This window comes from Spirosoma fluviale (assembly GCF_900230225.1).
GTDB lineage: Bacteria > Bacteroidota > Bacteroidia > Cytophagales > Spirosomataceae > Spirosoma > Spirosoma fluviale.
In genome coordinates this window covers 864,003-888,191 of record NZ_OCNH01000002.1, presented here as the reverse complement: position 1 = coordinate 888,191, position 24,189 = coordinate 864,003, and the positions used below count along the sequence as shown (strand labels likewise).

At 51.6% G+C, this 24,189-nt stretch carries 15 protein-coding genes; 12 read left to right on the top strand and 3 right to left on the bottom strand.

Annotated features, from left to right (window positions below; translation table 11 throughout):
* Positions 1-4 precede the first annotated feature (4 nt).
* Positions 5-1,519 carry a glycoside hydrolase family 43 protein gene (locus tag CRO74_RS14305; RefSeq protein WP_097126723.1) on the bottom strand — a complete coding sequence of 505 codons (1,515 nt, stop codon included), beginning with the start codon at positions 1,517-1,519 and terminating at the stop codon, positions 5-7.
* Positions 1,520-2,190: 671 nt separating this feature from the next.
* On the opposite strand from CRO74_RS14305, the gene CRO74_RS14295 reads away from it, so the two are divergent.
* The 6 genes from CRO74_RS14295 to CRO74_RS14270 all read left to right on the top strand — a co-directional run bounded on the left by CRO74_RS14295 (position 2,191) and on the right by CRO74_RS14270 (position 15,428).
* Positions 2,191-2,793 (top strand): peptidylprolyl isomerase, encoded by a 603-nt coding sequence (locus CRO74_RS14295; RefSeq protein WP_097126721.1) that lies wholly within the window; start codon positions 2,191-2,193, stop codon positions 2,791-2,793.
* Between the two features lie 53 nt (positions 2,794-2,846).
* Entirely contained in the window at positions 2,847-6,017 is a 3,171-nt protein-coding gene (locus tag CRO74_RS14290; protein WP_097126720.1) for a SusC/RagA family TonB-linked outer membrane protein, read from the top strand.
* Positions 6,018-6,056: 39 nt separating this feature from the next.
* On the top strand, positions 6,057-7,469 hold the full coding sequence (locus CRO74_RS14285) for a SusD/RagB family nutrient-binding outer membrane lipoprotein (RefSeq protein ID WP_097126719.1): 1,413 nt from the start codon (positions 6,057-6,059) through the stop codon (positions 7,467-7,469).
* A gap of 446 nt (positions 7,470-7,915) precedes the next feature.
* On the top strand, positions 7,916-11,104 hold the full coding sequence (locus CRO74_RS14280) for a SusC/RagA family TonB-linked outer membrane protein (protein ID WP_097126718.1): 3,189 nt from the start codon (positions 7,916-7,918) through the stop codon (positions 11,102-11,104).
* 14 nt (positions 11,105-11,118) lie between these two features.
* Entirely contained in the window at positions 11,119-12,600 is a 1,482-nt protein-coding gene (locus CRO74_RS14275; protein ID WP_097126717.1) for a RagB/SusD family nutrient uptake outer membrane protein, read from the top strand.
* Between the two features lie 263 nt (positions 12,601-12,863).
* Positions 12,864-15,428, top strand: a complete 2,565-nt coding sequence (locus CRO74_RS14270) for a GH116 family glycosyl-hydrolase (RefSeq protein WP_097127103.1) — start codon at positions 12,864-12,866, stop codon at positions 15,426-15,428.
* A gap of 20 nt (positions 15,429-15,448) precedes the next feature.
* On the opposite strand, the gene CRO74_RS14265 is transcribed toward CRO74_RS14270, so the two are convergent.
* Positions 15,449-15,760 (bottom strand): hypothetical protein, encoded by a 312-nt coding sequence (locus tag CRO74_RS14265; RefSeq protein ID WP_144035919.1) that lies wholly within the window; start codon positions 15,758-15,760, stop codon positions 15,449-15,451.
* Between the two features lie 260 nt (positions 15,761-16,020).
* On the opposite strand from CRO74_RS14265, the gene CRO74_RS14260 reads away from it, so the two are divergent.
* Positions 16,021-16,662, top strand: coding sequence for a response regulator (locus CRO74_RS14260; RefSeq protein WP_097126715.1), 642 nt, complete (start codon positions 16,021-16,023; stop codon positions 16,660-16,662).
* 36 nt (positions 16,663-16,698) lie between these two features.
* Positions 16,699-17,088: a hypothetical protein gene (locus CRO74_RS14255; protein ID WP_097126714.1), complete on the top strand. Its 390-nt coding sequence runs from the start codon at positions 16,699-16,701 to the stop codon at positions 17,086-17,088.
* 36 nt (positions 17,089-17,124) lie between these two features.
* Here CRO74_RS14255 and CRO74_RS14250 read toward each other — a convergent pair whose 3' ends face one another.
* The gene (locus CRO74_RS14250) at positions 17,125-19,116 is read right to left on the bottom strand and encodes a tetratricopeptide repeat-containing sensor histidine kinase (RefSeq protein WP_097126713.1); all 1,992 of its coding nucleotides are present in this window, start codon (positions 19,114-19,116) and stop codon (positions 17,125-17,127) included.
* A gap of 332 nt (positions 19,117-19,448) precedes the next feature.
* On the opposite strand from CRO74_RS14250, the gene CRO74_RS14245 reads away from it, so the two are divergent.
* The 4 genes from CRO74_RS14245 (at position 19,449) to CRO74_RS14230 (ending at position 24,142) form a co-directional block, all read left to right on the top strand.
* On the top strand, positions 19,449-20,882 hold the full coding sequence (locus CRO74_RS14245; RefSeq protein WP_097126712.1) for a Dyp-type peroxidase: 1,434 nt from the start codon (positions 19,449-19,451) through the stop codon (positions 20,880-20,882).
* Between the two features lie 12 nt (positions 20,883-20,894).
* Positions 20,895-22,286, top strand: coding sequence for a hypothetical protein (locus CRO74_RS14240; protein ID WP_097126711.1), 1,392 nt, complete (start codon positions 20,895-20,897; stop codon positions 22,284-22,286).
* Between the two features lie 145 nt (positions 22,287-22,431).
* Positions 22,432-23,274 carry a 3-keto-disaccharide hydrolase gene (locus CRO74_RS14235; protein WP_097126710.1) on the top strand — a complete coding sequence of 281 codons (843 nt, stop codon included), beginning with the start codon at positions 22,432-22,434 and terminating at the stop codon, positions 23,272-23,274.
* A 4-nt stretch (positions 23,275-23,278) separates the two neighbouring features.
* Positions 23,279-24,142, top strand: coding sequence for a glycoside hydrolase family 16 protein (locus tag CRO74_RS14230; protein WP_097126709.1), 864 nt, complete (start codon positions 23,279-23,281; stop codon positions 24,140-24,142).
* The last annotated feature ends 47 nt before the right edge of the window (positions 24,143-24,189 follow it).

Below are 24,189 nucleotides of genomic sequence, written 5' to 3'. Positions count from 1 at the left end.
AGTGTTAGTTATACGTCATCGATACCGAGCGGATAAGGCTGATTCCTTTCTGCTGGCCCGAAACGCTGATACCAAGGCGGGGCGCCCGGTCCCAGCGGGGGAGAAATGACCCATCGAGGGGTGCTTCTGTCAGGCGCTGAAACGTGCCGTCGTCCGTTAACGAGCCGAACTCATAAAACCGCCCGGCATAACTCCGGAGCTGAAGGGTAGCGTGGGGCAGATTTTTAGTACGTACCTGTCTTTTAATTACCTGGCGTATCCCATCTTTTACCTGCCACAGTTCGAGGGAGTCCGCGCGAACGCCCAATCCCAACGCATTGTTAGCGTCGCCATACAAACAAATGCTTTGCAGCAGATTCACTTGCGGGCGGATATCTACCGAGAATGTATACGTTCCTTTTTGAATGACCAATCCCAGAAAGCTGCCTGCCAGGTTGCCTGTCGTATTCATGAGCTGTAAGTTTCCATCCTGAACGGTAAAAACAGGAGCGGGCAAACTTACGTCCCACACCCAGGGCAGATGGTCAGCGTTATCCGCAAAACTGGCCGACAAACCCGCTGTCGGCTTCTGCCGATCTCCCAGGGGCGATTCTGCCTGAGCCGGGGTCGATGAGCCGTATCGAAAAGCGGGCCATTGTGTTTGCTCATTCCATACCAGTTCGCTAAGCACGCCCTGCCGACCGGTAAAGGTAAAGTCGACTCCATTGTAGGCATGGTGTAAATAGAAATAACGGTTATCGGGTGTGGTAACGACAGTACCGTGGCCAGGGCATTTCCAGGTGTCATCGCCAACCAGAACCGGATTGCCGACAAACTTTTCCCAGGGACCCTGTAACGTCTCCGCCCGTGCCATGCCGACCTGATAATTGCACTGTGGCCCGCAGCAGGTATTTCCCGAGTAAAGCATGTAATAATAGCGTCCTCGCTTAAACAGGGCCTGCCCTTCGGTTCCGCCAGCCTCCCAATCCGTTTGTTCGGCTTTCAACAGCGTAAACGCCTTCCCTGTTACCCGTAGTCCGTCGGGTGCTAACTCCGCCCCTAAAATCTCAATGGATTTGCCTTTATCCAGCCCATACGCTTTCCAGGTAATATACCGTTTGTTGTTATCGGCAATAATAAACGGGTCAATGGCTTCGGACGTCCATTCCAGCAGGAGGCCATGATCCGTGAATCCCTGCCGTAAATCCTGAGTAGTTGCTACGCCGATAAAAGAATGTTTATCGGTTTTGCGACGAGCCGTGTAATAAACGTAAAACGTACCGTCCCGATGATAGAGTTCGGGAGCCCAGAAACTGCCCATTGTCCATGTGGGCAGCTTTGTAAAAACCGGCCCGAGGTACGTCCAGTTAATTAAATCCCGGGAAGAATAAATGGGAAAAGCAGGTCCCCACTCCGACGAGGTACCCACGGCGTAATAGGTATCCCCCACCCGGATAACCGAAGGATCGGCAAAATCACCGGCAATCACCGGATTGCGATAAGTAGTGGCCGGATGTACAGGCTGAGTGGATTGGGCCATACAAGGCGACACCAGGATAAGACAGTGCAGCGTTGCCAGCACGAGCTTTAGCCTTCTTATAAGGTGGTGTGATGACGTGTTGATTTCTGTTTTCAGCCTTTCAGCCGATTTAGTACAACCGCTTGCAGAAGGGAATGGACGCATTTGACTACGGTAATTGACATGAAGTATAACGATTCATCTAACGAAGCAGACCGCCTGGCTATACCTACTGCAATACTACCATCGAAATTGAAACGCATAACCCGTAACAGGATCATCTGTAAAACCGGCCGAATCCGGACACTCTGCGTTAACGACTTCACTCGCGGGGCCATTTTGATAGAAAGGGTAAAAATGACCGATTAACAAGTAAGTCTGCAACAGTGACGGAAGCAGTGAACTTATGAGCAGTTTTCCTGATCTAACACCCCTTGACAGTACAGCTTATTTTGCTCTATAGTACTTATGTAATTAAATAAATATGTTTACTCTATAGTTTTAATTATTTATTTGTAATATATTGATAATAAACATAATATAAATATTATTTTGCGACAATTGGGAGATTAAAGACTTTTAATATTCGTATAAATACTCATATTGCATTTGCTGTCTGGCAAGTACAAGCAAAGGGATTCAGATCCATTTTACTTAGTTACCAGCGATTGCGCTCAACTACCCTATGCAGTATGAAAAACATCTTCCTGTTCACCCTTTTGCTCGTCGGGCTGGGGTTCGCTGTTCGTGCCCAGCAAATTCGGATAGACACCGAAGCAGGCCCTATCGTTGTCCGCTTATACCCCGATAAGGCCCCGGTTACCGTAGCGAATTTTTTACGGTATGTAGATGATAAACGCTACGATAGCGCCCACTTCTACCGGGTCGTACGGTTGGACAATCAAGCAACGAGCCCCGTCAAGATCGAGGTTATTCAAGGCGGTTTACAAAATGACACGACCCGCATGTTGCCGCCCATTGCCCAGGAAACAACGGCCAAAACGGGCCTGAAACACCTGGATGGCACCCTCTCTCTGGCACGCGGTGCGCCCAATAGCGGTGCTTCTGAATTTTTCATCTGCATTAACCCGCAGCCCGAACTGGATTTTGGCGGAAAACGCAACCCCGACGGGCAGGGCTTTGCCGCCTTCGGACAGGTGATCTCAGGTATGGATGTGGTGCGTAAAATCCAGGCGGGCCAAACCGGGCAGCCCGGCCCGACCAATGCCTACTCCAACCCGCTGCAATTGCTTCTTAAGCCCGTACTTATCCGTACGGTCCGACGGGTACCCTAAGTGGCTTCTCGTCAACTTACCTCCTTTTACATTTACTCAAACCAAGCACATCTATGAAAAAACTAGTACTGGTTTTTTTGCTGTTGATTGGCGCCCTATGCCGCTCGGAAGCCCAAACGCAGCTTATATCGGGTAAAGTTACATCGCCCGAAAATGAAGGAATCCCCGGTGTGAACGTATTGGTCAAAGGAGCCACCACCGGCACCGTTACCAAAGCCGATGGGACGTATCAGATTACGGTTCCTACCAATGCCAAAACACTCGTCTATTCGTTCATTGGCTACAAAACCGTTGACATTCCCCTCGACGGACGGACGACGGTCGATGTGAAATTAGTAGCTGATCTCACCAATCTGGATGAGGTTGTCGTTACGGCCAACGCCATCGTTCGGGAGAAGAAAGAACTGGGCTATGCCGTATCGACGGTGGGCGGGTCCGAATTGGTCAAAGCCCGCGACCCAAACGTGTTGAACTCCATGGCTGGCCGCGTGGCCGGGGTACGCATCTCCCAGCAGTCGGGGTCAGTAGGTGGCTCCACGCGGGTCATGATTCGCGGAGCGAACTCGTTATCCAGTTCCAGCGAACCGTTGTTTGTGGTGGATGGTGTACCGATCTCGAACTCCTCCTTCAACGGCTCCGAAACCGATATTGTAACGGGGGGCGTCGATGTAGGCAACCGCGCCGGTGACCTCAATCCCGACGATATTGAGTCGATGAACGTCCTGAAAGGGGCGGCAGCCTCGGCCCTGTACGGCTCCCGCGCCCGAAACGGCGTTATCGTGATTACCACCAAACGGGGAAAAGCCGGGTCGAAAAAGATGAATATATCCGTCAACTCCTCGTACCGTACCGACAATGTGCTGCGTGTGCCGGACACGCAGAGCCAATACGGACCGGGTACGCGGGGCGTATACAACCCCCGTTTGGGTAATGGCTGGGGACCGGAAATAAGCAGCATCACGGGGCCCGTGCTCGACTATACGGGCGCAACGGTGCAGCGGTTGACGGCTTACCCGGACAACTGGAAAAATTTCTTCGTAACGGGCCAGACCGCGATCAACAGCCTGTCGATGGATGGAGCCAGTGACCAGGGCGACTACCGCATTGGCTTCACCAACCTGAATCAGACGGGTACCGTGCCGGGGTCGAAACTGGGACGCAATACGTTTGCCATCAATGCGGGACGTAAAATAACGGATAAGCTTACCTCAAGGGTGTGGCTCAACTACGTCCGCACCACCAGCGACGGCCGGCCGCAGCAGGGCTCCAATACGACCAATATCCTATCAACGATTCTGGCGGGCCTGTCCCCTACCATCGACATTAATGATCTGAAAAATAACCTGTTTGCCCCCGCCACCCAAACAGTACCGGCGGGCTGGACGGGTAATCTGGCGCGGGCTATCGACCTCGACGGTATTCAGAACAACCCCTATTTCGTTACGGCATTTAATAAATTCTCGAATTCGGTTGACCGGGTCTACGGCGGTACCAGCCTGAGTTATGATGTGGCTCCCTGGTTCAACGTGACGGGCCGCGTAGGGACGGACTTTTTTTCTGAAACCCGCCGGTCGACCACGCGTCGGGGTACGCGGGGCCGCCTGAACGGGCAGTTCGACACCAACGAAATCTACGAGCGTGAACTTCAGTCCGACCTGATCGGCACCATCACCCGCCGACTTTCGGACGACTGGACCTTTAAGGGCATTGTGGGCCACCAGTTCAACCAGCGCACCATTCGCCGGTCGCGGGTGCTGTCGGATGGGCTGAACATCGACCAGTTGTACACCTTCGCCAACGCGCAGTCCAACGTAGCGTCGAACTTCTACAGCCGCCGGGAGATATTCGGTGCCTATGGAGACTTCAGCTTCGACTACCGGAATTTCCTGTTTCTGAACGTAACGGGTCGGAATGACTGGTCCAGCACGTTGCCGGTCAACAACAATTCGTACTTCTACCCATCCGTCAGCGGCTCGTTTATTCTGACGGAAGCCTTCCCCAATCTGGGCATTGTGAAGCGCGACATTTTGAGCTACGCCAAACTGCGGGCCAACTACGCCAATGTCGGCTCCGATGAAGATCCGTATCAGTTGGCGTTCACGTATAATCCGCTCACCCAGGCCAGCGACATTTACACCTTCAATATTCTGTACCCGATTGGGGGCGCATCGGCCTTCGGGGCTACCAACGTGCTGCCGCCCACGAACCTGCGGCCGCAGCAGCAGACCTCCTACGAGTTCGGTACCGAGCTTAAATTTTTCGGCGGACGCCTGGGTCTTGATCTGACCTATTACCGGAACTTAAACTACGACCAGATCATCTCGATTGCCGTGCCGCAATCGACCGGTTACTCGGCCCGGCGGCTCAACGTGGGCGAAATCTCGAACACGGGTGTCGAAGCCATGCTGACCGTAACGCCCCTGAAAACCAGCTCGGGCTTCCGGTGGGATGCCGCCTTTAACTTCAACCGCAACCGCAACCGGGTGGAGTCCCTGGCCGACGGCCTGACCGAGTTCGTTACCACCTCGGGCGATGGTTTCGGTATTTTCGTTGTGGCCCGGCCGGGCGAAACGTTCAATATTCAGGGCGTGGGCTGGCTACGTGATCCGCAGGGCAATATCGTGATCAACCCAACCACCGGCCTGCGCACGGCAGGACCCCGCCGGTTACTGGGCAACATTTACCCCGACTGGACAATGGGAATCAACAATAGCTTTTCGTACAAAGGCATTGATTTCAACTTCCTGGTCGATGTGCGGAAAGGGGGCGTTATCAACTCGCAGACGGTCGGTATTGTGCGGAGTGGCGGGATGGCCGCCGAAACGGCTGTCAACAACCGGACACCGTTCATCGATCCCGGTGTGATCCGCAACCCCGACGGCACCTACCGGCCCAACGACGTTCCCGTTGCCAGCGTGCAGCAGTACTGGAATCAGCTGGACAACTCGGTGAGTCCCGAAACGAATACCTTCGATGGTTCGTACACCAAACTGCGCGAAGTACGCATTGCCTACAACCTGCCCCGTGCGCTGGTCAGCAAGACACCTTTCGGCAGTATTGCCTTTGGGGTGGAAGGGCGTAACCTCTGGATTATTCACTCGAACGTACCGCACATCGACCCCGAAGCCAACGTACTTGGTACCGGGCTCATTGGCGAAGGGCTGGAACGGGGCAGTATTCCCAGCAGCCGAAGCATTGGCGCAAACCTGCGTTTTACCTTTTAATCAGCCATCCGTTAACATTTTCAAACGCTTAGTATTCCCATGAAAAAACTACTATACGCTGGATTGTTGGCCCTGACGGCCACCGGCTGTTTCAAAAATAGTGACCTCAATATCGACCCCAATCGCTCCACTACGGTCGATCCTTCGCTGCTGTTCTCGGGAGCCAGCACCCAGTTTTCGCTCCTTCGCGTGGCTGAACTGACCTGGCCTATCGCCCTCATGAATCAGATGTGGGCCTCCGGTGGCCGTTGGGGACTGGAACAGGCTAAATATGACCAGACCCGTATCCGCACAGCCTGGGGACGAACCTACACCGATGTGTTGAAAAACCTGGAAGTAGCCATCCGGGTGGCCGAAAGCGCCCAGCCCATCAATAAAAATGCGCTGGCGCAGTGCAAGATCCTGAAAGCGTTTGCCTATTCGCAGACGTCGCTTCTGTGGGGCGATATCCCGTTTACGGATGCCGCCAAAGGTAGCGTCGATCTACCCAAATTTGACAAACAGGCCGATGTACTGAACGGAACAATCGCGTTGCTCGACGAAGCCATCGCCCAGATCGACCCCGCCACGAAGGGCATCATTGCTCCCAACGACCTCTATTACGGGGGCGACATGACCAAGTGGCGCAAGTTTGCCAACTCACTCAAGCTGCGAATTCTGTTTTCGATGGTCGACGCCGACCCAACCAAAGGAACCGCTATCGGGCAACTGCTGGCGGGGGGCAATATGATTGCTGCCACAACGGACGCCATGCAGTTCCAGTACTACAACCAGCCTGGTCGGCAGAATCCGCGTTTTTCCTTTACGGCCATTTTCCGGGGGGGCGTTCAGTCGGACTGGTACTGCTCCAAAGTCGTGTACGACCTGCTGGCGTCACTCAGCGACCCGCGCATTCCGTATTTTTACCAGGTAGGTCCGGAGGCTGCGCCCAATGAATTCGTAGCCCTCAATTCGACGGAAAATTATACGACGAAATCGTCGCTGGTGAACATGAACCTGCTCCGTCCGGATTTGCCCGAAGTCTCTTTTTCCTATTCGGAACAGCTCCTGCTGGAGGCCGAAGCCATTGCCCGTGGCTTTGCGCCGGGTGGTTTCGATCTGGCTACGCAGCGGATGCGGGCGGGCGTACGGGCATCGCTGGTGTCGTTTGGCGTACCAGCCACCCAATCGGATACGTATGTTAATCAATTACCGGCCCTGACGGCAGCCAACTACCGCACCGTATTGGCCCAGCAACAATACCTCGATTTATTCATGCGCCCCATTGAAGGGTGGGTACAACATCGCCGGTCGGGTATTATTGGTCAGGAAATTCCAGCCATGAGTACCCCATCGGGTGCGCCGGTGGCGGGTCTGGTTCGGCGTTTGCTCTACCGCAGCGAAGAAATAAATTCGAACCCGAATACCCCAACGGGTTTAGCGGTCGACGCACCCCAGTGGTTTGATAAGTAAGGGTCGACCTAATATACCAGATCAATCAGTAGCTATTGGTTATTATTCACTCTAGTCAAAAAAGCACAAAAACCGGCGGGTCAACCTGCCGGTTTTTTTATGCTGTGAGCTAAAAAAGCACCTGTCTATGCTAATCGCATACGCTTTATGAATACGAAAAAATTGTAGAATCGGCCCATGCAAACGGTTATGTACCCATCTTTTTTCTCATAAAAATAATCTAACTAATAGACACGATAAGGCAATTTTCATAAGATCAAATACCAACCAAAGCGGTTTTTTATAACAATACCAACATTTTATATAAATTGGGTTATATTAAATTATTCAATATTAATAGTATATCACCAATCACTTTTTAAGAATAATATATTGATTTTATTTAATATGGCGTACTTTTGCCCCGAAATTAAAACCCTATTAAAACACTTTATCAATAGCACTTCATGAGAAAATTTCTATTGGGCAGTTGGTTTTTGGCCCTTCTCTCCTGCCTACCTGCGTTGGCACAGGATTTTACGGTGAGTGGCCGGGTCACATCATCCGAAGACGGGGGCGGACTGCCCGGCGTAAGCGTACAGCTTAAAGGAACAACACGTGGTACAACCACCGATGCCGAGGGCAACTATCGGTTAAGTGCGCCTACTACGGGGCGCCTGGTGTTTAGTTTTATTGGATATGCCTCGCAGGAAATAGCCATTGGTAACAAGTCGACAATTACGGTAAGTCTGGCACCCGATGCGGCTAATCTGGACGAGGTCATTGTAACCACATTCGGTACGGCAAAACGGGCATCCTTTACTGGTTCAGCGGGGACGCTGTCGCCAACGCAGATTCAGAATCGTGGCGTCAGTAACGTGGCACAGGCCCTTTCGGGTGCGGTATCGGGCGTTCAGACAACGGCAGGCAGCGGACAACCGGGTTCTGCCCCCGAAATCCGTATCCGGGGCTTCGGCTCTATCTCGTCGGGAAACGATCCACTATATGTAGTGGACGGCATTCCGTATTCGGGCAACATTGCCAACATCAATCCGAGCGATATTGAAAGCGTGTCGGTCCTGAAAGACGCGGCTTCAACCGCCCTGTACGGCGCCCGGGCCGCTAATGGCGTGGTAGTCGTAACAACCAAAAAAGGGCAGAAAGACCGGAGTACCATCAATGTACGATACACACAGGGCTTCAGCAGCCGGGGTCTGCCCGAATACGACCGGGTTGGCGTTGGCGAGTATTACCCACTGATGTGGGAAACGTACCGGAACAGCGTTGCTTACCGGGCCACAAACCCGGTAGCGCTGGCGACCGCAAACGCCGATGCGACCAACCGCCTAGTTAGCCTGGTCGGCTATAACGTGTATAACGTACCCGGCAATCAACTGGTCAATACCGATGGGCAGTTCAACCAAAACGCCCAGCTTCTTTATTCGCCCGATGATCTGAACTGGGAGAAGCCGGTTACACGTCAGGGAAACCGGCGTGAACTAAACGTAAGCTTTGCCGGTGGACAGAAAAACTCCGACTATTTTGTGTCCCTGGGTTACCTTAACGACAAGGGGTATCTGATTCGCTCCGACTTCGAACGCTTCACGGGCCGTATCAACATCAACTCCCAGATGAAACCCTGGTTTCGGGTGGGAGCCAACCTGTCGACGACCATCTCCAAGTCCAACCAGGCGGATGCTGACGGCAGCACGTCGTTTGTGAACCCGTTCTTTTTCTCGCGGAACATGGGCCCAATTTATCCGGTCTATGCCTACGACCCAAACAACGCAGGCCAGTTTCTGACACTGCCAAACGGCGACAGACGTTGGGACTATGGTAACCTGACCTCCCTTGGTCTACCTGCCCGGCCCCAGTTTGGTGGTCGCCATTCGGTTGCCGAAACGCTTTTGAACCAAAACTACTTACGCCGGAACGTACTGGGCGCACGGGGTTTCGCCGAAGTTTCGTTTTTGAAGGATTTCAAATTCTCGGTGAATGTAGGTACGGACATTACCAATACGAATGCGTTTACCTATGGCAACCCCGAAGTGGGTGATGGTGCTCCGGCGGGTCGTGCGAACCACGAATTCCAGAATATTACCAGCTTCAACCTCAATCAGCTGCTGAACTACAACAAATCGTTCGGGAAAAACACCTTCGATGTGCTGCTGGGTCACGAGAACTTCAGCATCAACGACAACAACCTCGAAGGCTCCCGGTCGCAGCAAATTGTGGAAGGCAACTATGAGTTAGGCAACTTTACGACCACAACCTTCCTGTCGTCGGTGTACAACACGCGCCGGGTAGAGGGCTATTTCTCCCGGATCAACTACGATTACGACCAGAAGTATTTCCTGTCTACTTCGGTTCGGCGCGATGGGTCGAGTAAGTTCTACCGGGATTCCCGCTGGGGTACGTTCTACTCCGTAAGTGGGGCATGGCGTATCGATCAGGAGGATTTCCTGCGGTCTATCCCAACCATCAACTCCCTTAAATTACGGGCGTCGTATGGTCAGACCGGTAATGATGGCGGAGGAAATACCGCAGCGTTCGCGCAGAGCAACACTATCAGCTATTATGCCTGGCAGCCTCTGTTTGGATTAGGAAGCTGGAACAACGCATCGGAAGCGGGTATTCTGCAAACGAGCCTTGGCAACCAGAATCTGGCCTGGGAATCGAGCAATTCCTTCGATGCCGCGCTGGAGTTCAGCCTCTTCAAAGGGCGCGTTTCCGGTACGGTCGAGTACTTCGACCGCCGGTCGTCCAACCTGATCTTCGCTGTTCCCTTACCGCTGTCGGATGGAATTTCAACAGTTACCCGAAATATCGGCACGATGTACAACCGGGGCATGGAGATTGAGTTAGGCATCGAACCCATCCGCACCAAGGATTTCACCTGGCGGATCGATCTGAACGCAACACGCGTAAAAAACCGGATTACGAAAATGCCGGATGAGAATCCCGAAATTATCGACGGCACGAAAAAACTGGCCGTTGGCCGGTCTATCTACGATTACTGGCTTCGCGAATACCTGGGTGTGAACCCAAACACGGGCGAAGCACAATACCGGGCAGCAAACTATGTGGCATCGAACTCCCGCATTACGGAAGCCGGGGATACGCTGACAACCAGCGTTAACAACGCACGGTACCATTATAATGGCTCGTCTATTCCCGCCATGTCGGGTGGGTTTACGAATACCTTCCGTTTCAAAGGCATCTCACTGACAGCACTGACCGTGTATCAGTTAGGGGGCAAAACCTACGACGGAGCTTACGCGGCTCTGATGAGTTCGGGTGGATATGGCAGCGCCAAATCGGTCGACATTCTGAATCGTTGGCGGAATCCCGGCGACATCACCAATGTGCCCCGCATGGACGCAGGACGCACTTCGGATTTTGATGCCGCATCGGACCGCTGGCTCACAAATGCCAGTTACCTGAACCTCCGTACGGTAACGCTGTCGTATGCCCTGCCCGCCACATTGTCTCGCAGAGCCTTCCTGGAGAATGCTCAGGTGTACATCACTGGTGAGAACTTCTTTATCCTGTCCAACAGGAAGGGTATGAACGTTCAGCAAACCTTTACAGGGGTAACCAGTAACGTGTTTAGCCCAGCCAAAAGCATAATTCTGGGTGTTTCATTTACGCTTTAAGTTTCAGACAATTCATGAAAGCAAGATATCTAACTATAGTACTCGCGTTGGGCCTGCTGACAACAGCCTGCGAAAAAGAATATCTGGAAACGGCACCCACCGCCAGTATCGATGCCGGGGCGGCCTATTCCACCACGAAAAATGCCGCCAGTGCCATCAATGGCATCTACCGGGCCATGGTAGTCCGGTACCTGGGTTCGCAGGGGCACTTCGGCCATCCGGCCATGATGATCATCATCGACGCCCTGGGTGAAGATTTACTCCTGAGCAACACCTCGAATACGTGGCATCTGGCTGAACAGCGCTGGCAGGCTCACCGCTCGGAAACATCGGCGGGCAACCAGCTACCCTACGAGTTGTATTACCGGGTAATCGGGAATGCGAACATCGGTATAGCCAGTATCGACAATGCCGCAGGTGCTCAGCCGGAGCGGAATCAGGTTAAAGGAGAAGCGCTGGCCTTACGGGCGTTCTCCTATTTTAACCTGGTACAACTTTACGGAAAGCGATACGATGCCGCAGCCAAACCCAATAGCCAACTGGGTGTACCGCTGGTGCTGGTACCCACAACAGCAGGCCTGCCACGGTCGACGGTAGAGGAAGTGTATACGCAGATCAATAAAGATTTGGTGGATGCAGCCGCCCTGCTTACATCGGCCCGTTCGTTTAAATCGCACATTAATCTGGAAGTCATAAAAGGGTTGCAGGCCCGTGTAGCGTTAACCCAGCAGGACTGGGCTGGTGCAGCGAAATTTGCGGTAGAAGCCCGAAAAGGTTTCTCGCTGATGAGCGTTGCTCAATACCAGGAAGGCTTTTCGGACATAGGCAATCCCGAGTGGATGTGGGGATTCGATCACGTTGAAGATCAATCCGAGTTCTTTGGCGCCTTTCACTCCTACATGTCCAGCAATTATAACTCCACCAACATCCGGGTAACACCGAAGGCCATCAACAGCCAGTTGTACGACCAGATTCCGGCTACGGACGTACGGTCGAAAATGTGGGTAAAAGCCCCAACGGCCACTAATTCAATCGTGCCAACGGGTGGTGTTCGGGTTCCCTACATGAACCAGAAATTCCGTTTACCGGGCACCCCCTCCACCAGTGCCATGGGCGATATCCCTTACATGCGGGTGGCGGAGATGTATTTGATCGAAGCCGAAGCACAGGCCCGTCTGGGGAATGCTACGGCAGCCGCCAGCGCCTTGTTCGAACTGGTTAGCAAACGCGATCCATCATATAAGCTGTCGACCAGTACGGGTACTGCGTTGATCAATGAAATCCTTTTCCAGCGTCGTATCGAACTGTGGGGCGAAGGGTTCCGGTTCACCGACCTCAAGCGCATGAACATGGCACTCAACCGAAACGGCACGACCAACACCAGTTCGGCTGTAGTTGTCCTCTTCGATGTAGCCCCCGGCGATGTTCAGTGGGAGTTCCTGATTCCACGTCGGGAAATCAACGCCAACAAAGCGATTGTTCAGAACCCGCTCTAAGCGATAGAGTCGGGTGAGGGTAAAAAGTGAAGGGGTTTCAAATGCCATATCTCCAAGATATGGCATTTGAAACCCCTTCACTTTTTACCCTCACCCAAGCCGAACGATGGAGGTGGCCGTTGGGCATAGTCTATGACTATGTCCAACGGCACAACGACAAAAGTCTCAACGGTAAGAAACTGATGTGCAGGCGCTTTTAGCGTTAACGGCTCCACAACCACGGGTTGCTGTTTTTTTTCACTCCTGCCTATAGTTTCGAGATCATGAAAAAATTTGTCGTTCTGCTCCTCGTCCTTACCGCATACACAGCACAGGCGCAATCATCCCTATGGCGTCCGCAGGCCTGGCCCGTACTGAAACGTTACGACCAGCAGCACCTCACCCGAATTGCCCTGCCGCTGGGTGGCATCGGTACGGGAACCGTGTCGCTCGGTGGGCGTGGGCAGTTGCAGGACTGGGAGATCATGAACCGCCCGGCCAAAGGATACAGTACCGTGCTGATGGGCAATACCGCGCCCTTCTTCGCCATTCATGTGCTGGAAGCCAAAAAGACAAAAGCCCTCCTGGGTCCGCTCGAAACGCATGAGTACCAGCACATGGAAGGTCGACCCGTCGATCATCATGGCCTACCCCGCTTTGCCAACTCGGGTTTCGAAACGGCCTATCCCTTCGGGCAGGTCAGCCTGAGCGATGCGACCATGCCCGTTTCGGTGCGGATAAAAGGGTTCAACCCGCTCATCCCCACCGATGCCGACGCCAGTGGATTACCCATTGCCGTGTTAACCTACGAAGTGACCAACACCGGCAGCGAGCCCATCACGGTTTCCGTTTGCGGGTCGATGCACAACTTTATCGGGCGAGATGGCAGCCGAAACAATAAATCATGGAAAGGCGAACTGGAACCGCAGGGAGCCAAACAAAACCGCAATCAGTTTCGGCAGGAAAACGGCCTGACCGGTATTTATATGTACTCCGATGGAGTCGATAAAGCCGACCCCGCCTGGGGCACCGTAGCCCTCACCACCGCCGAACCACAAGGCGTTAGTTACCGCACGTCGTCCGTAACCAATGCCTGGGAAAACGCCCTGCTCGATTTCTGGGATGATTTCAGCGACGACGGAAAACTAACCGAAAAGACAACCCCAGCCGACGAAGACCCGATGGCTTCGCTGGCGGTGCAAAAGAAGATCGGGCCGAACCAGACGCAGGCGTTCACCTTTTTCCTGACCTGGCACTTCCCCAACCGCTTCGGCTGGTCGAAGGAGCGCGTAGGCAATTACTACACCACGCAGTACCAGGACGCCTGGGCCGTTGCCGACAGAACCATTCCCCTTTTACCGAAGCTGGAGCAGAAAACTCTCCAATTTGTGAACGCGCTAATGCAGAGCAGCTACCCCGACGAGGTGAAAGAAGCGGCTTTATTTAATACCAGCACCCTGCGTTCGCAAACGGTTTTCCGAACGGAAGATGGCCGGATATTTGGCTGGGAGGGCGTGATGGACGATGTTGGCTCCTGTCAGGGATCGTGTACGCACGTCTGGAATTACGAACAGGCAACACCCTTTTTGTTCGGTAATCTGGCCAAAACCATGCGGGACGTTGAGTTCAACTACGCCATGGATGACACCGGGCTAATGAGTTTCCGGGTGGGACTACCGCTGAAAAAAGGGTTTGGCGGGGGTGTAGCAGCCGCCGATGGGCAGATGGGTACGATCATGAAGTTTTACCGCGACTGGCAGCTTTCCGGCGATACCGACTTCCTGCGTAAAAACTGGCCGCAGGTAAAACAGGCCCTGGCGTTTGCCTGGATTCCGGGCGGCTGGGATGCAGACCGGGATGGCATAATGGAAGGCGCGCAGCACAACACCATGGACGTGGAGTACTTTGGTCCTAACCCACAAATGCAGCTCTGGTACCTGGGCGCGTTGAAAGCCGCTTCGGCGATGGCAATGGCCATGAATGACCGCTCCTTTGCCCAAACCTGCGACCAGATTTTTCAGAAAGGGAGCGCCTGGACGGATGCCAACCTGTTCAACGGCGACTATTACGAACAGCAGGTTATTTCGCCAGCAGGCCATCTGATTGCCAAAGGGACGTTTTCGGGCTTCAACAAGGTGGAGCAGAATGACCCGGCTTACCAGTTGGCCAAAGGTTGTCTGGTGGATCAACTGGTGGGGCAATTTATGGCGCACGTTTGCGGGCTGGGCTACCTGGTGAATCCGGACCACATAAAAACGACCCTGAAATCCATTCTGAAGTACAACTACCGAGCCTCCATGACCGACCATTTCAACAACATGCGGTCGTATGCGATTGGTGATGAAGCGTCTTTGCTCATGGCGAGCTGGCCCAAAGGACGCCCCAAAGTCCCCTTCCCCTACTTTTCGGAAGTGATGACCGGCTTCGAATACACGGCGGCCATTGGCATGTTGTACGAAAACCAGACCGAGTCGGGGCTGCTATGCATCCGCAACATCCGTAACCGGTTCGATGGTAGCAAACGCAACCCCTTCGACGAAGCGGAGTGCGGCCACCACTATGCCCGCGCTATGGTTAGCTGGGCTACAACCCTCGCCCTGAGCGGATTTCACTATTCGGGCGTGAGTCAGACGATGCAGTTCAACAATCAGGAAGGCACTTACTTCTGGTCGAACGGCTACGCCTGGGGAACCTGCACCAAGACCCGACAAGCTGGTAAATTACAAATTGCGCTAACCGTTTTACATGGTCAACTCCCCTTAAAGACGCTGGAAATTGATGGAAAGCGAATAGCCGCCCGCAACCTGAAGGAGGGAGAAAGCGTTACGGGCACCGTAAGCGTCCAGTAAAGTAGCCCTTCAGCCTTTACTTACGGCTTACTGTGTACTTCGCGCAAACTGTCGACATAAGCCTCCGGATGGGTTTTAGCCAGCAGGTCGTATCCCTGATCGATCAACTCCTGATAGGTAAAATCTTCGTTTTTTACCTTACGGCTGGTGTTATCGACTACTGCCAGTCGGCAGAGTTCGTGGTTGATGGAGTCATTTTTGGCGCTCGACCCGACCCGGATGTCGTACCACATGGTTTGACTGCGGTATTTTTTTTCCAGCGGGCCACTGCCACAACTCAGCACCGCCGGAAGTACCAGCAGCATGACCAGGCAATTCGTGAAGTTTCTCATGCCAGCAAATTACGATAATCCGGTCAGCTCCTATAATGTCTGTGCAAATAACGATAATTGGGAGTGCAGTTGGTCTGCGTTTACGCCGGGCCAATATCCTTAAATTAGAGGATACAAAATCATGCGAATCGGGGATGGTTGGCTGATGCCGGAATACAGACCTTTAGGGTACGTTTCCATCCACCCCATAACCTTCTGAACCACCGCAAAATGGAACGGGTAACCAACGTGGCGGTGGGCCAGTCTTATTTTACTTGTTTATGCGCATTCTCGTTGCTGAAGACCACCGAATCCTGCTGGATAGCATTGCCATGCTCCTCGCGAGTATCGACGGCGTAGAGGTCGTGTCGAAACACACCAATGGCCAACAGGTGTTAACAGCTCTGGAAATTGAGCCCAACATTACTCTGGTGGTTTCGGACGTACAAATGCCGGTAATGGGCGGCATTGAGCTAACCATCCAGCTACGCCAGCGTTTTCCGCAGGTGAGAATTTGCCTGCTCACGGTAGCCGACCAGCCAGAAGCCATTAAAGAGGCTATCCGCGCGGGCGCCGATGGCTACGTATTAAAAAGTGCCGAGCGGTCTGAACTGGAAACAGCGCTGCGTACCATTAGCAAAGGCAACAAGTTTTATAGTGAACAGGTAATGCTGCAACTGGCCAATGAAGCCGGTATTGAAATAACCCCCGATCAGGATAAACCCCAGAAGATAAGCATTTCCAAACGCGAACTGGATGTGCTGAAGCTGATTGCGCAGGAGTATTCGGGCACGCAGATTGCGGAGAAGCTATTCATCAGCCCTACCACGGTAGAAACGCACCGCAAACACCTGATGCAGAAACTGGGCGTTCAGACTACCATCGGTCTGGTAAAGTATGCCATCAAATTTAACCTCGTTTAACTAAATAAATTCCTTCACATCTAACCCACTTACACTATGGAAACCCGCACCGACATACCAGGTCCGCCCCGGTACGTCCACTTACTAAGCTTTGCCTCTATCACCCAGGTGCTTGATGAGGATGGTAAATTTAGACCCCGTGTCATTCTCCTCGATGAAGACAGCAAGCCTATTCACATCGAGCCGCTGGTTTTTGATCATGACCTCTCCCCTTACCGGGTGCTTCTAACGCTGGATGCTCACGATAACCCCGTTTACCTGGTCAATCTGATCACTGAGTTCACGTACAATCAATTCAAATATCACAGGGAAACCAATATACCTTCGTTAGGTGGTCCCGGCACCCTAGATGAAGCCTGGGCCGCACTCGACCATTCTGATAAGCGAGCCAACATGGATCCAATTCGTATACCGCCACCACAATGACGCGAACAACGGCAGGTTCATGCACGTAATATGGCATTACAGTTTAGGCAGATTCCCATTGAAACTATTAGTTTCAATGGGAATTTTTATGGCAACACGGGTTCCTTTTTCTACGGGCAATGTGATCGAAAATGTTCCGCCCAGCGAGTCCAGTCGGGTTTGGATATTTTGCAAACCAACACCCCGTTTTGCGTGACTTCCCGCAAACCCTACCCCATCGTCCGTTACGGATATATCAATACCTAAATTGGTACGAAACAGGTTGATAGCCACGGTGGTAGCCTGCGCATGTTTGATAGCATTGTTGATTAATTCCAGTACGATACTATAGACGTTAAATTCAATTTCGACCGGCAGCCGACTTTGCAACCCATTGATTGCAAGGGTGAAGAGTAAAGGTGAACTCTGGTTGAGCCGCTCCACCAGTGTCGTCAGCGTTATAGAGAGGCCTTCCCGTTCCAGTTCGGCCGGGAGAATATTGTGAGAAATATTTCTTACTTCCGAATAAGCATTCTGGATAAGGTGCCTGACATTTTGGTAGACCGATTGCTCGGACGCTGATAAGTTCTGAGGATTGATGGCCTGCATACTCATATTTACTGCACTCAGCAAACTGCTCAGGTTATCATGCAGTTCAAGAGCCACGCGCTTACGTTCAATAGTTTGTCCTTTGTAGAGTGCGGTTTTTATTTCTTCATTTTTTTTGACTAGCTCCTGGTTAACCAGCACAAGTTCCCGGGTACGTTCCTCCACCCTCGTTTCGAGGGTCTTGTTCGCGTTGGCAAGTTGGCTTCTGGCCATTTCCAGCAAGCCCCGTTGCCGGTCAATCTCCCGGTTTTTGGTCTGTAACCGTCTATTTGTGCTCACTAGTAGAGCGAGAATAAGTAAGATAGCAACGATTCCTATAAAGAGTCCGTTACGGGACTGGGCAAGGGCCTGACTGCGATTTTTTTCGGCCAGCAGGTTTACTGTCTGCCTTTGTAAAGCGTTTGTTTTTTGTACATTATCGTACTGAGCCTGTAACGATTCGATACGTTGCTGGTTCTTTTCTTTTGATAAGCTGTCTTTCAGGAGAACATAACTTTCGTACGCTTTCAAGGCTTTGTCAGGCTTACCCATCTGCTTGTAGATGGTGTATAACTTTTCGTCTGCCTCCAGCAGAATGCTACTATTTTTGGCAGGTATAGCCGTTTCTTTAGCCAGGCGGCAGTACAGTAATGCCAGTTGCCAGTTTTTCATTCGGATGTACAAATCGGCCATATTGACTAAAATATTTTCTTCCAGATCAATACGGCCGGCAAAGTCGACACCGTCTTTCTTATGACACACCTCCAGGGCTTTCTGGTGATAGGAAATGGCGTTCTTCATATCTCCCATCTCCTTATAGACCAGGCCAATAGCCTGCAAGCCATGCGATTGATACCACGGATCGCCTTCTTTTTGAGCCAATTCGTGCATTACCTGGTTGACACTCAGAGCCTTCTGTAAGTTGCGCTGGTTCCGGTAAATTATACCCAGCACATTCAGTATTGACAATTCAATGTATGGATTCGGATTTTTTTCCAAGACAGCCAACCCCTGCCCACAAAGCTCTTCTGCCTTCCCATATTGTTTGAGGCTGGTAAAGGCGTGTGCCAATGCGCTCTTCGAGCTGGCAACTTGTGCATATTTCTTTAATTTTTCGGCTAGTGGCAGCGCTTTGTAATGAAACCGGATACTCTCGTAGTGGTTTCCTTTCAATTGGTACAGATACCCGGCAAGCTGATAAGCATAAATGAGGTCTTTTTGTCGTGTCGAATCTTCACAAATCTTGATCATCAACCTATTGTAGTGAACTGCAGAATCCAGGTTTACATCTACATAACTAACCGCAATTGCCTTGAGCGTCGTGTAGGCAAGCGTATCTTTTGCATAACCCTTGGGTTGGTTTTGTACGTTTCTCAACGCCTGTTTCAGGCTGTCAATTCGGAGCACCTGTGCGAACCCTGTTTGCGCCAGTAAGCACAAAAAAAGTAGCAGCTTTTTCATAAGGGTGTGTTTTAAACAAACTTACACCGTCTGTCCCAATATCCAAATCCAGAGACAATATACAGATCAACAATAGTAATATCCCTAAATACTAGGATACAAAATCATCATAATCAGTGATTTGCCAATGTATGGCCTATATCGACCTTTGAGTAGTTCTAACAACATCCTGCAACCTTAGATGCCTACATAAAAGACCATCGGCTTTCCGACTCTATCCACACCCCTACTCTGAGTTACTCATTCACATCAAAAGCATTTTAAACCCTAACTTGCTGGTACGATCGCTGTTAATCGGATTTAAGAAAATTTTACCCTCCACTTAGCTGACTATGTCTGTTCTACTCGATCCTCACTCCTTAGCCAATCGTCCCCTGCTCGACGGCATTCAGGGCAACATCCTCAAATCGCATGGCCGCCCCCATACGGCCAACGTGTTCATCCACTGTCGGCCAAACCACGTAGATGAGGCCAAAACCTGGCTGCACAGTTTGGTAGAAGGCGAGGATGCGCTTATTCAGTCGGGGTACGCGCAATTACGAAGCAACCTACTCTGGAAAGAGAATCAGGCTATAGACACTGGTCTTTTTGCCTGCATCCATATCAGTGCCGCTGGCTATCGGTATTTGTTTGGTGATGGCAAAAACACAGAATTGGCGGACAAGCCTTTTCAGAGAGGGATGAAAGCCAGTGCCGCTCTGCTCAACGATCCGGACCCCGAAAGCTGGGAAAGCGGCTTTCAGGCCGAAATTCACTTTATGCTGTTACTGGCCTATACACATAAAGATTTACTGGAGGCCTCAGTAGACAATGTCAACCGGGCCATTCAATCCTTTGCCGATGTTACAACCATTGCCTGGGGTTGCGCGCTCAAAAACGCCGAAGGCGCTGGCATTGAACACTTTGGTTACGTAGATGGCATATCGCAACCCTTGTTCTTTGAAGATGAATGGGAGACGTACAAGAAAAATAATAATATCAAGGATGAAGCCCGCGACATCAAAGATGAAAAGGATAAAGACACAATAATCAAGTTCGACCCCCGTGCAGCAAAAGAACTGGTATTGGTAAAAGACCCGCTCTCGCCCAAAGACCCCAACGCCTGGGGCAGCTACTTCGTTTTCCGCAAACTGGAGCAGAACGTAAAAGGCTTCAAGCAGGAGGAAGCCATTTTGGCAGGTATTCTGGGCTTCAGGGAAGAAGACGATAAAGAGCGAGCGGGGGCTATGCTGGTGGGGCGGGCTGAAGATGGCAGCCCTATTGAACTTGACAAAAAACCGGGACTTATCAATAGTGCTCTACTCAACAACTTTGCCTATCAGTCGGGTAACAACGCCAAATGCCCGTTCCACGGCCATACTCGTAAAACAAACCCCCGTGTTGGACCGGTAGAAGAAGGTGTTCAGGTAGCTAACAACCGAGTTATGGCCCGGCGGGGTATCCCCTATGGCAATCGAACCGATGATCCCAACGACGGGAACATTTACAACAAACCCACCGACAAAGTAGGGCTACTCTTTATGAGTTACCAGGCCAGTATTAAAGACCAGTTTGAATTTGTCCAGACACAGGCCAACGACACGCAAGAAGGTATAGATCCGGTTATTGGGCAGGGAGACCGATCCGCCAAAGGAGTCTTCTGTCCCGAGTGGGGCTTAACAGAACCTACAAAAAAGGCTTCCTTCGCCCAGTTTGTAAACCTGAAAGGCGGTGAGTACTTCTTCGCACCCAGCATGAGTTTTCTGAAAAATATTCACAAAGGCTAACTATCCACACCCATGAAACGGTTACTTTTTTTCCTGCTCTTTGGAGCGGGCCAGACCCTCTATGCCCAAATAATTACGTACGATTATCTATCGAGTACGTATAAATCCAGGGAGACTCGTTGTGTACATCAGGACTCCACCATCGGCTACCGGATCATCAATCTTAACACCTTCGCGAAAAAAGTGCTGATCAACGGCCGGATGATCAACTTATCGACAGACAGACCCGCCGAGATCGCCACCTTATTCAGAATCAAGACCGATGATGAACAGACAGAGGCCAATAAGAAACTGGCTGACACTCAGAAACAGATAACAAAAATGGATGAGGTCAAGAAAGAAGCCAATGACAACGAGAAGGCCGCAGCAGCTCCCAAAAAAACGTTCGTTGCCAGAGAAGCGGGTCAATTGGATGCACTAGTTGTAGCCTGTCTCGATTACTACAGAAAAGCAAATAAGGCTAAAAAGATTTTGGAGGATCAGAAACTGCTGGCTACTACCATGACCGACGGTACCCATTATACCGAGAGAATGATGGAGCAGGCCTTACGGGACCGGGGTATCACAAAAGCCGCAATAGATACACTCAAAACTAAATTTGACGCGTTCGAGGATGCTTACGAAAAGGCTAATGAACAGTACACAAAAGCGTTCAATGCCGCCATTGACGCAGGGGATAAAGACCACGCAGCCCGAATAAAAGACGCCCAGGAGCAGGTTCGAACCAACTATGAAGGGCTCGAAAAACAGTATGGTGATGCACTGATGAATATTACTGATTTTTTCCTAAAAGCCCTGAATCCTGCCAACTACGCTTTTATATCGACGGATCGAATTTTTGTACAGGATGATATAGATGAGTTGGAGTTTTACGTACAGGTTGGTGGCCTTAACGAGGACCTCAGTGGCAAAAAACCATTTAAGAAAACACTTCGTGTAAGCGGTGGGCTAAAAATAGATTATAGCGTAGGACCCGTTTTCAAATTTATTTCGGACGATAAATTCTACCTGAATGGTGATACATTAAAGCAACGGGATAAAGTTAAGTTCGCTGAAACAGTCGCACCGGGCATTGCGTCCATGATGCACGTGTATAAGCGAACCTGTGGTTACGCAGCCATTGGCGGGATGTTTGGTATTAACGCTGATTTTAAAGAATTGACAGACGTTAACCTGGGTTTTCTGTTTGGGGGCTCCGCCATACTGGGCCGTTCGCAGAAGGTTATCGTTTCTACCGGCGTAAGTTACTCGAATGTAAATCGACTGAAAACCAAAGAGTACAGTGTTGGCAGCGTTTACAAAGACGCAAAAATCGAGAGTGTCACCGAGCGCGTTTTAAGACCTTCCTTCTTTGTATCTTTTTCACTGGCCATTTCCAGACGAAACGTAGTCAAGATCGATTAGGCACCGTGATTCGCACCGGAATGTGCGCATCTTTTGGGTTTTGTGCATGCCCAGATTTTCCGATTAGATTAGAAAGGACGAGGCCTTGTCTCGTCTTTTTTCTTTTTACTTTCGCCCTGTCTAATCAGCTCCCTTAATCTCCTTTATGCGTCCCCTGCTCCTATTCATTTGCGTACTGCTAACGACCAGCCTGAGTCAGTGTCCATCCAAACCCGAGTCAGACAACTGGATTCAACTCTTCAACGGCAAAGACCTGACCGACTGGTCGGTTAAAATAACGGGGCATCCTGTCGATGACAACTACGGCAACACATTCCGGGTGGAAGACGGTAAACTCGTTGTGCGCTATGACCAGTATAAATCTTTCGATGAGCAGTACGGCCACATTTTTTATAAAAAGCCTTTTTCGGCTTATCTGCTGGCAATGGAATACCGATTCGTTGGTGAGCAGGTAAACGGAGGGCCGGGCTGGGCCATTCGGAACAGCGGGGCCATGCTGCACGGGCAAGATCCGAAAACGATGGGATTGAAACAGGATTTCCCTATTTCGATGGAGATGCAACTGCTGGGGGGCGATGGCCAGCACGAACGGCACACAGCCAACTTATGTACCCCCGGTACCAACGTTGTGCTGGATGGTAAGCTGTTTACTCCGCACTGCATCGACTCCCGATCCAAAACCTACGCGGGCGATCAGTGGGTTCATGCCGAAGCCCTCGTGCTGGGCGATTCACTCATCAAACACATTGTGGAAGGAGATACCGTACTTACCTATACCAAACCGCAGATTGGGGGCGGTAATGTGATTAACTTTGCCCCGAACCAGAAGAAAGACGGGCAGCTACTGACTGGTGGGTACATTTCCCTGCAAAGCGAAAGCCATCCGGTCGAGTTTCGCAAAGTAGCATTGTTCGACCTGTCTCCCTACCTGGGTAAACCCAGTCAGTTGGCGGCTGTTCTCCGCCGGTTACAAACACGAAAACCATAACGTTATGAAAAAAGTACTCGTATTACTGTCCTTCCCCCTTTGGCTGAGCCTTGGGAGTTGCATGAAGCCGCTCAACAACGCCAACAACCCGCAGGTAATTGAGCCGGACACCGCCTGGAAACTGACCTGGTCGGATGAGTTCAACACCACGGGTGCCCCCAGCGCCAAAAACTGGGTGTTTGAAAACGGGTTTGTCCGCAACAACGAATTACAGTGGTACCAGCCCGATAACGCCCGGTGCGAGAACGGCCTGCTCGTCATTGAAGGCAAACGGGAACAGCGCCCCAACCCAAACTATAAGGCGGGCAGCACCGACTGGAAAACCAGCCGCAAAACCATCGACTACACATCGACCAGCATGACCACAAGCGGACGGCAAAGTTTTAAATACGGTCGGTTTGAGATGCGCGGCCGTATCGACGCCCGTACCGGGCTGTGGCCCGCCTTCTGGACGCTGGGTGTAGCGGGTGAATGGCCATCCAATGGCGAAATCGACATCATGGAATATTATAAAGATAAGCTACTGGCTAACGTGGCCTGGGGCACCAGCAAGCGCTGGACGGCCGAATGGCGCAGCAAGACAAAAACTATAGCCTCGTTCAATGACCCCGACTGGTCGAAGAAGTTCCACGTCTGGCGCATGGACTGGACCGAAGACTCCATTCAACTGTTTGTAGACGATCTGCTGCTGAACTCCGTTTCGCTGACCGAGACCGTCAATAAAGATGGCTCCGGCATCAACCCCTTTCATCAGCCTCACTACATACTTCTGAATCTGGCGATTGGTGGCGACAATGGCGGAGACCCGGCCAGCACCCCATTCCCCACCCGATACGAAGTAGACTACGTGCGCGTTTACCAACGGTAGTTTTGGTAGAGTGGGTTGGGATTCGCAGACGCAGGCCAATGGCTGTG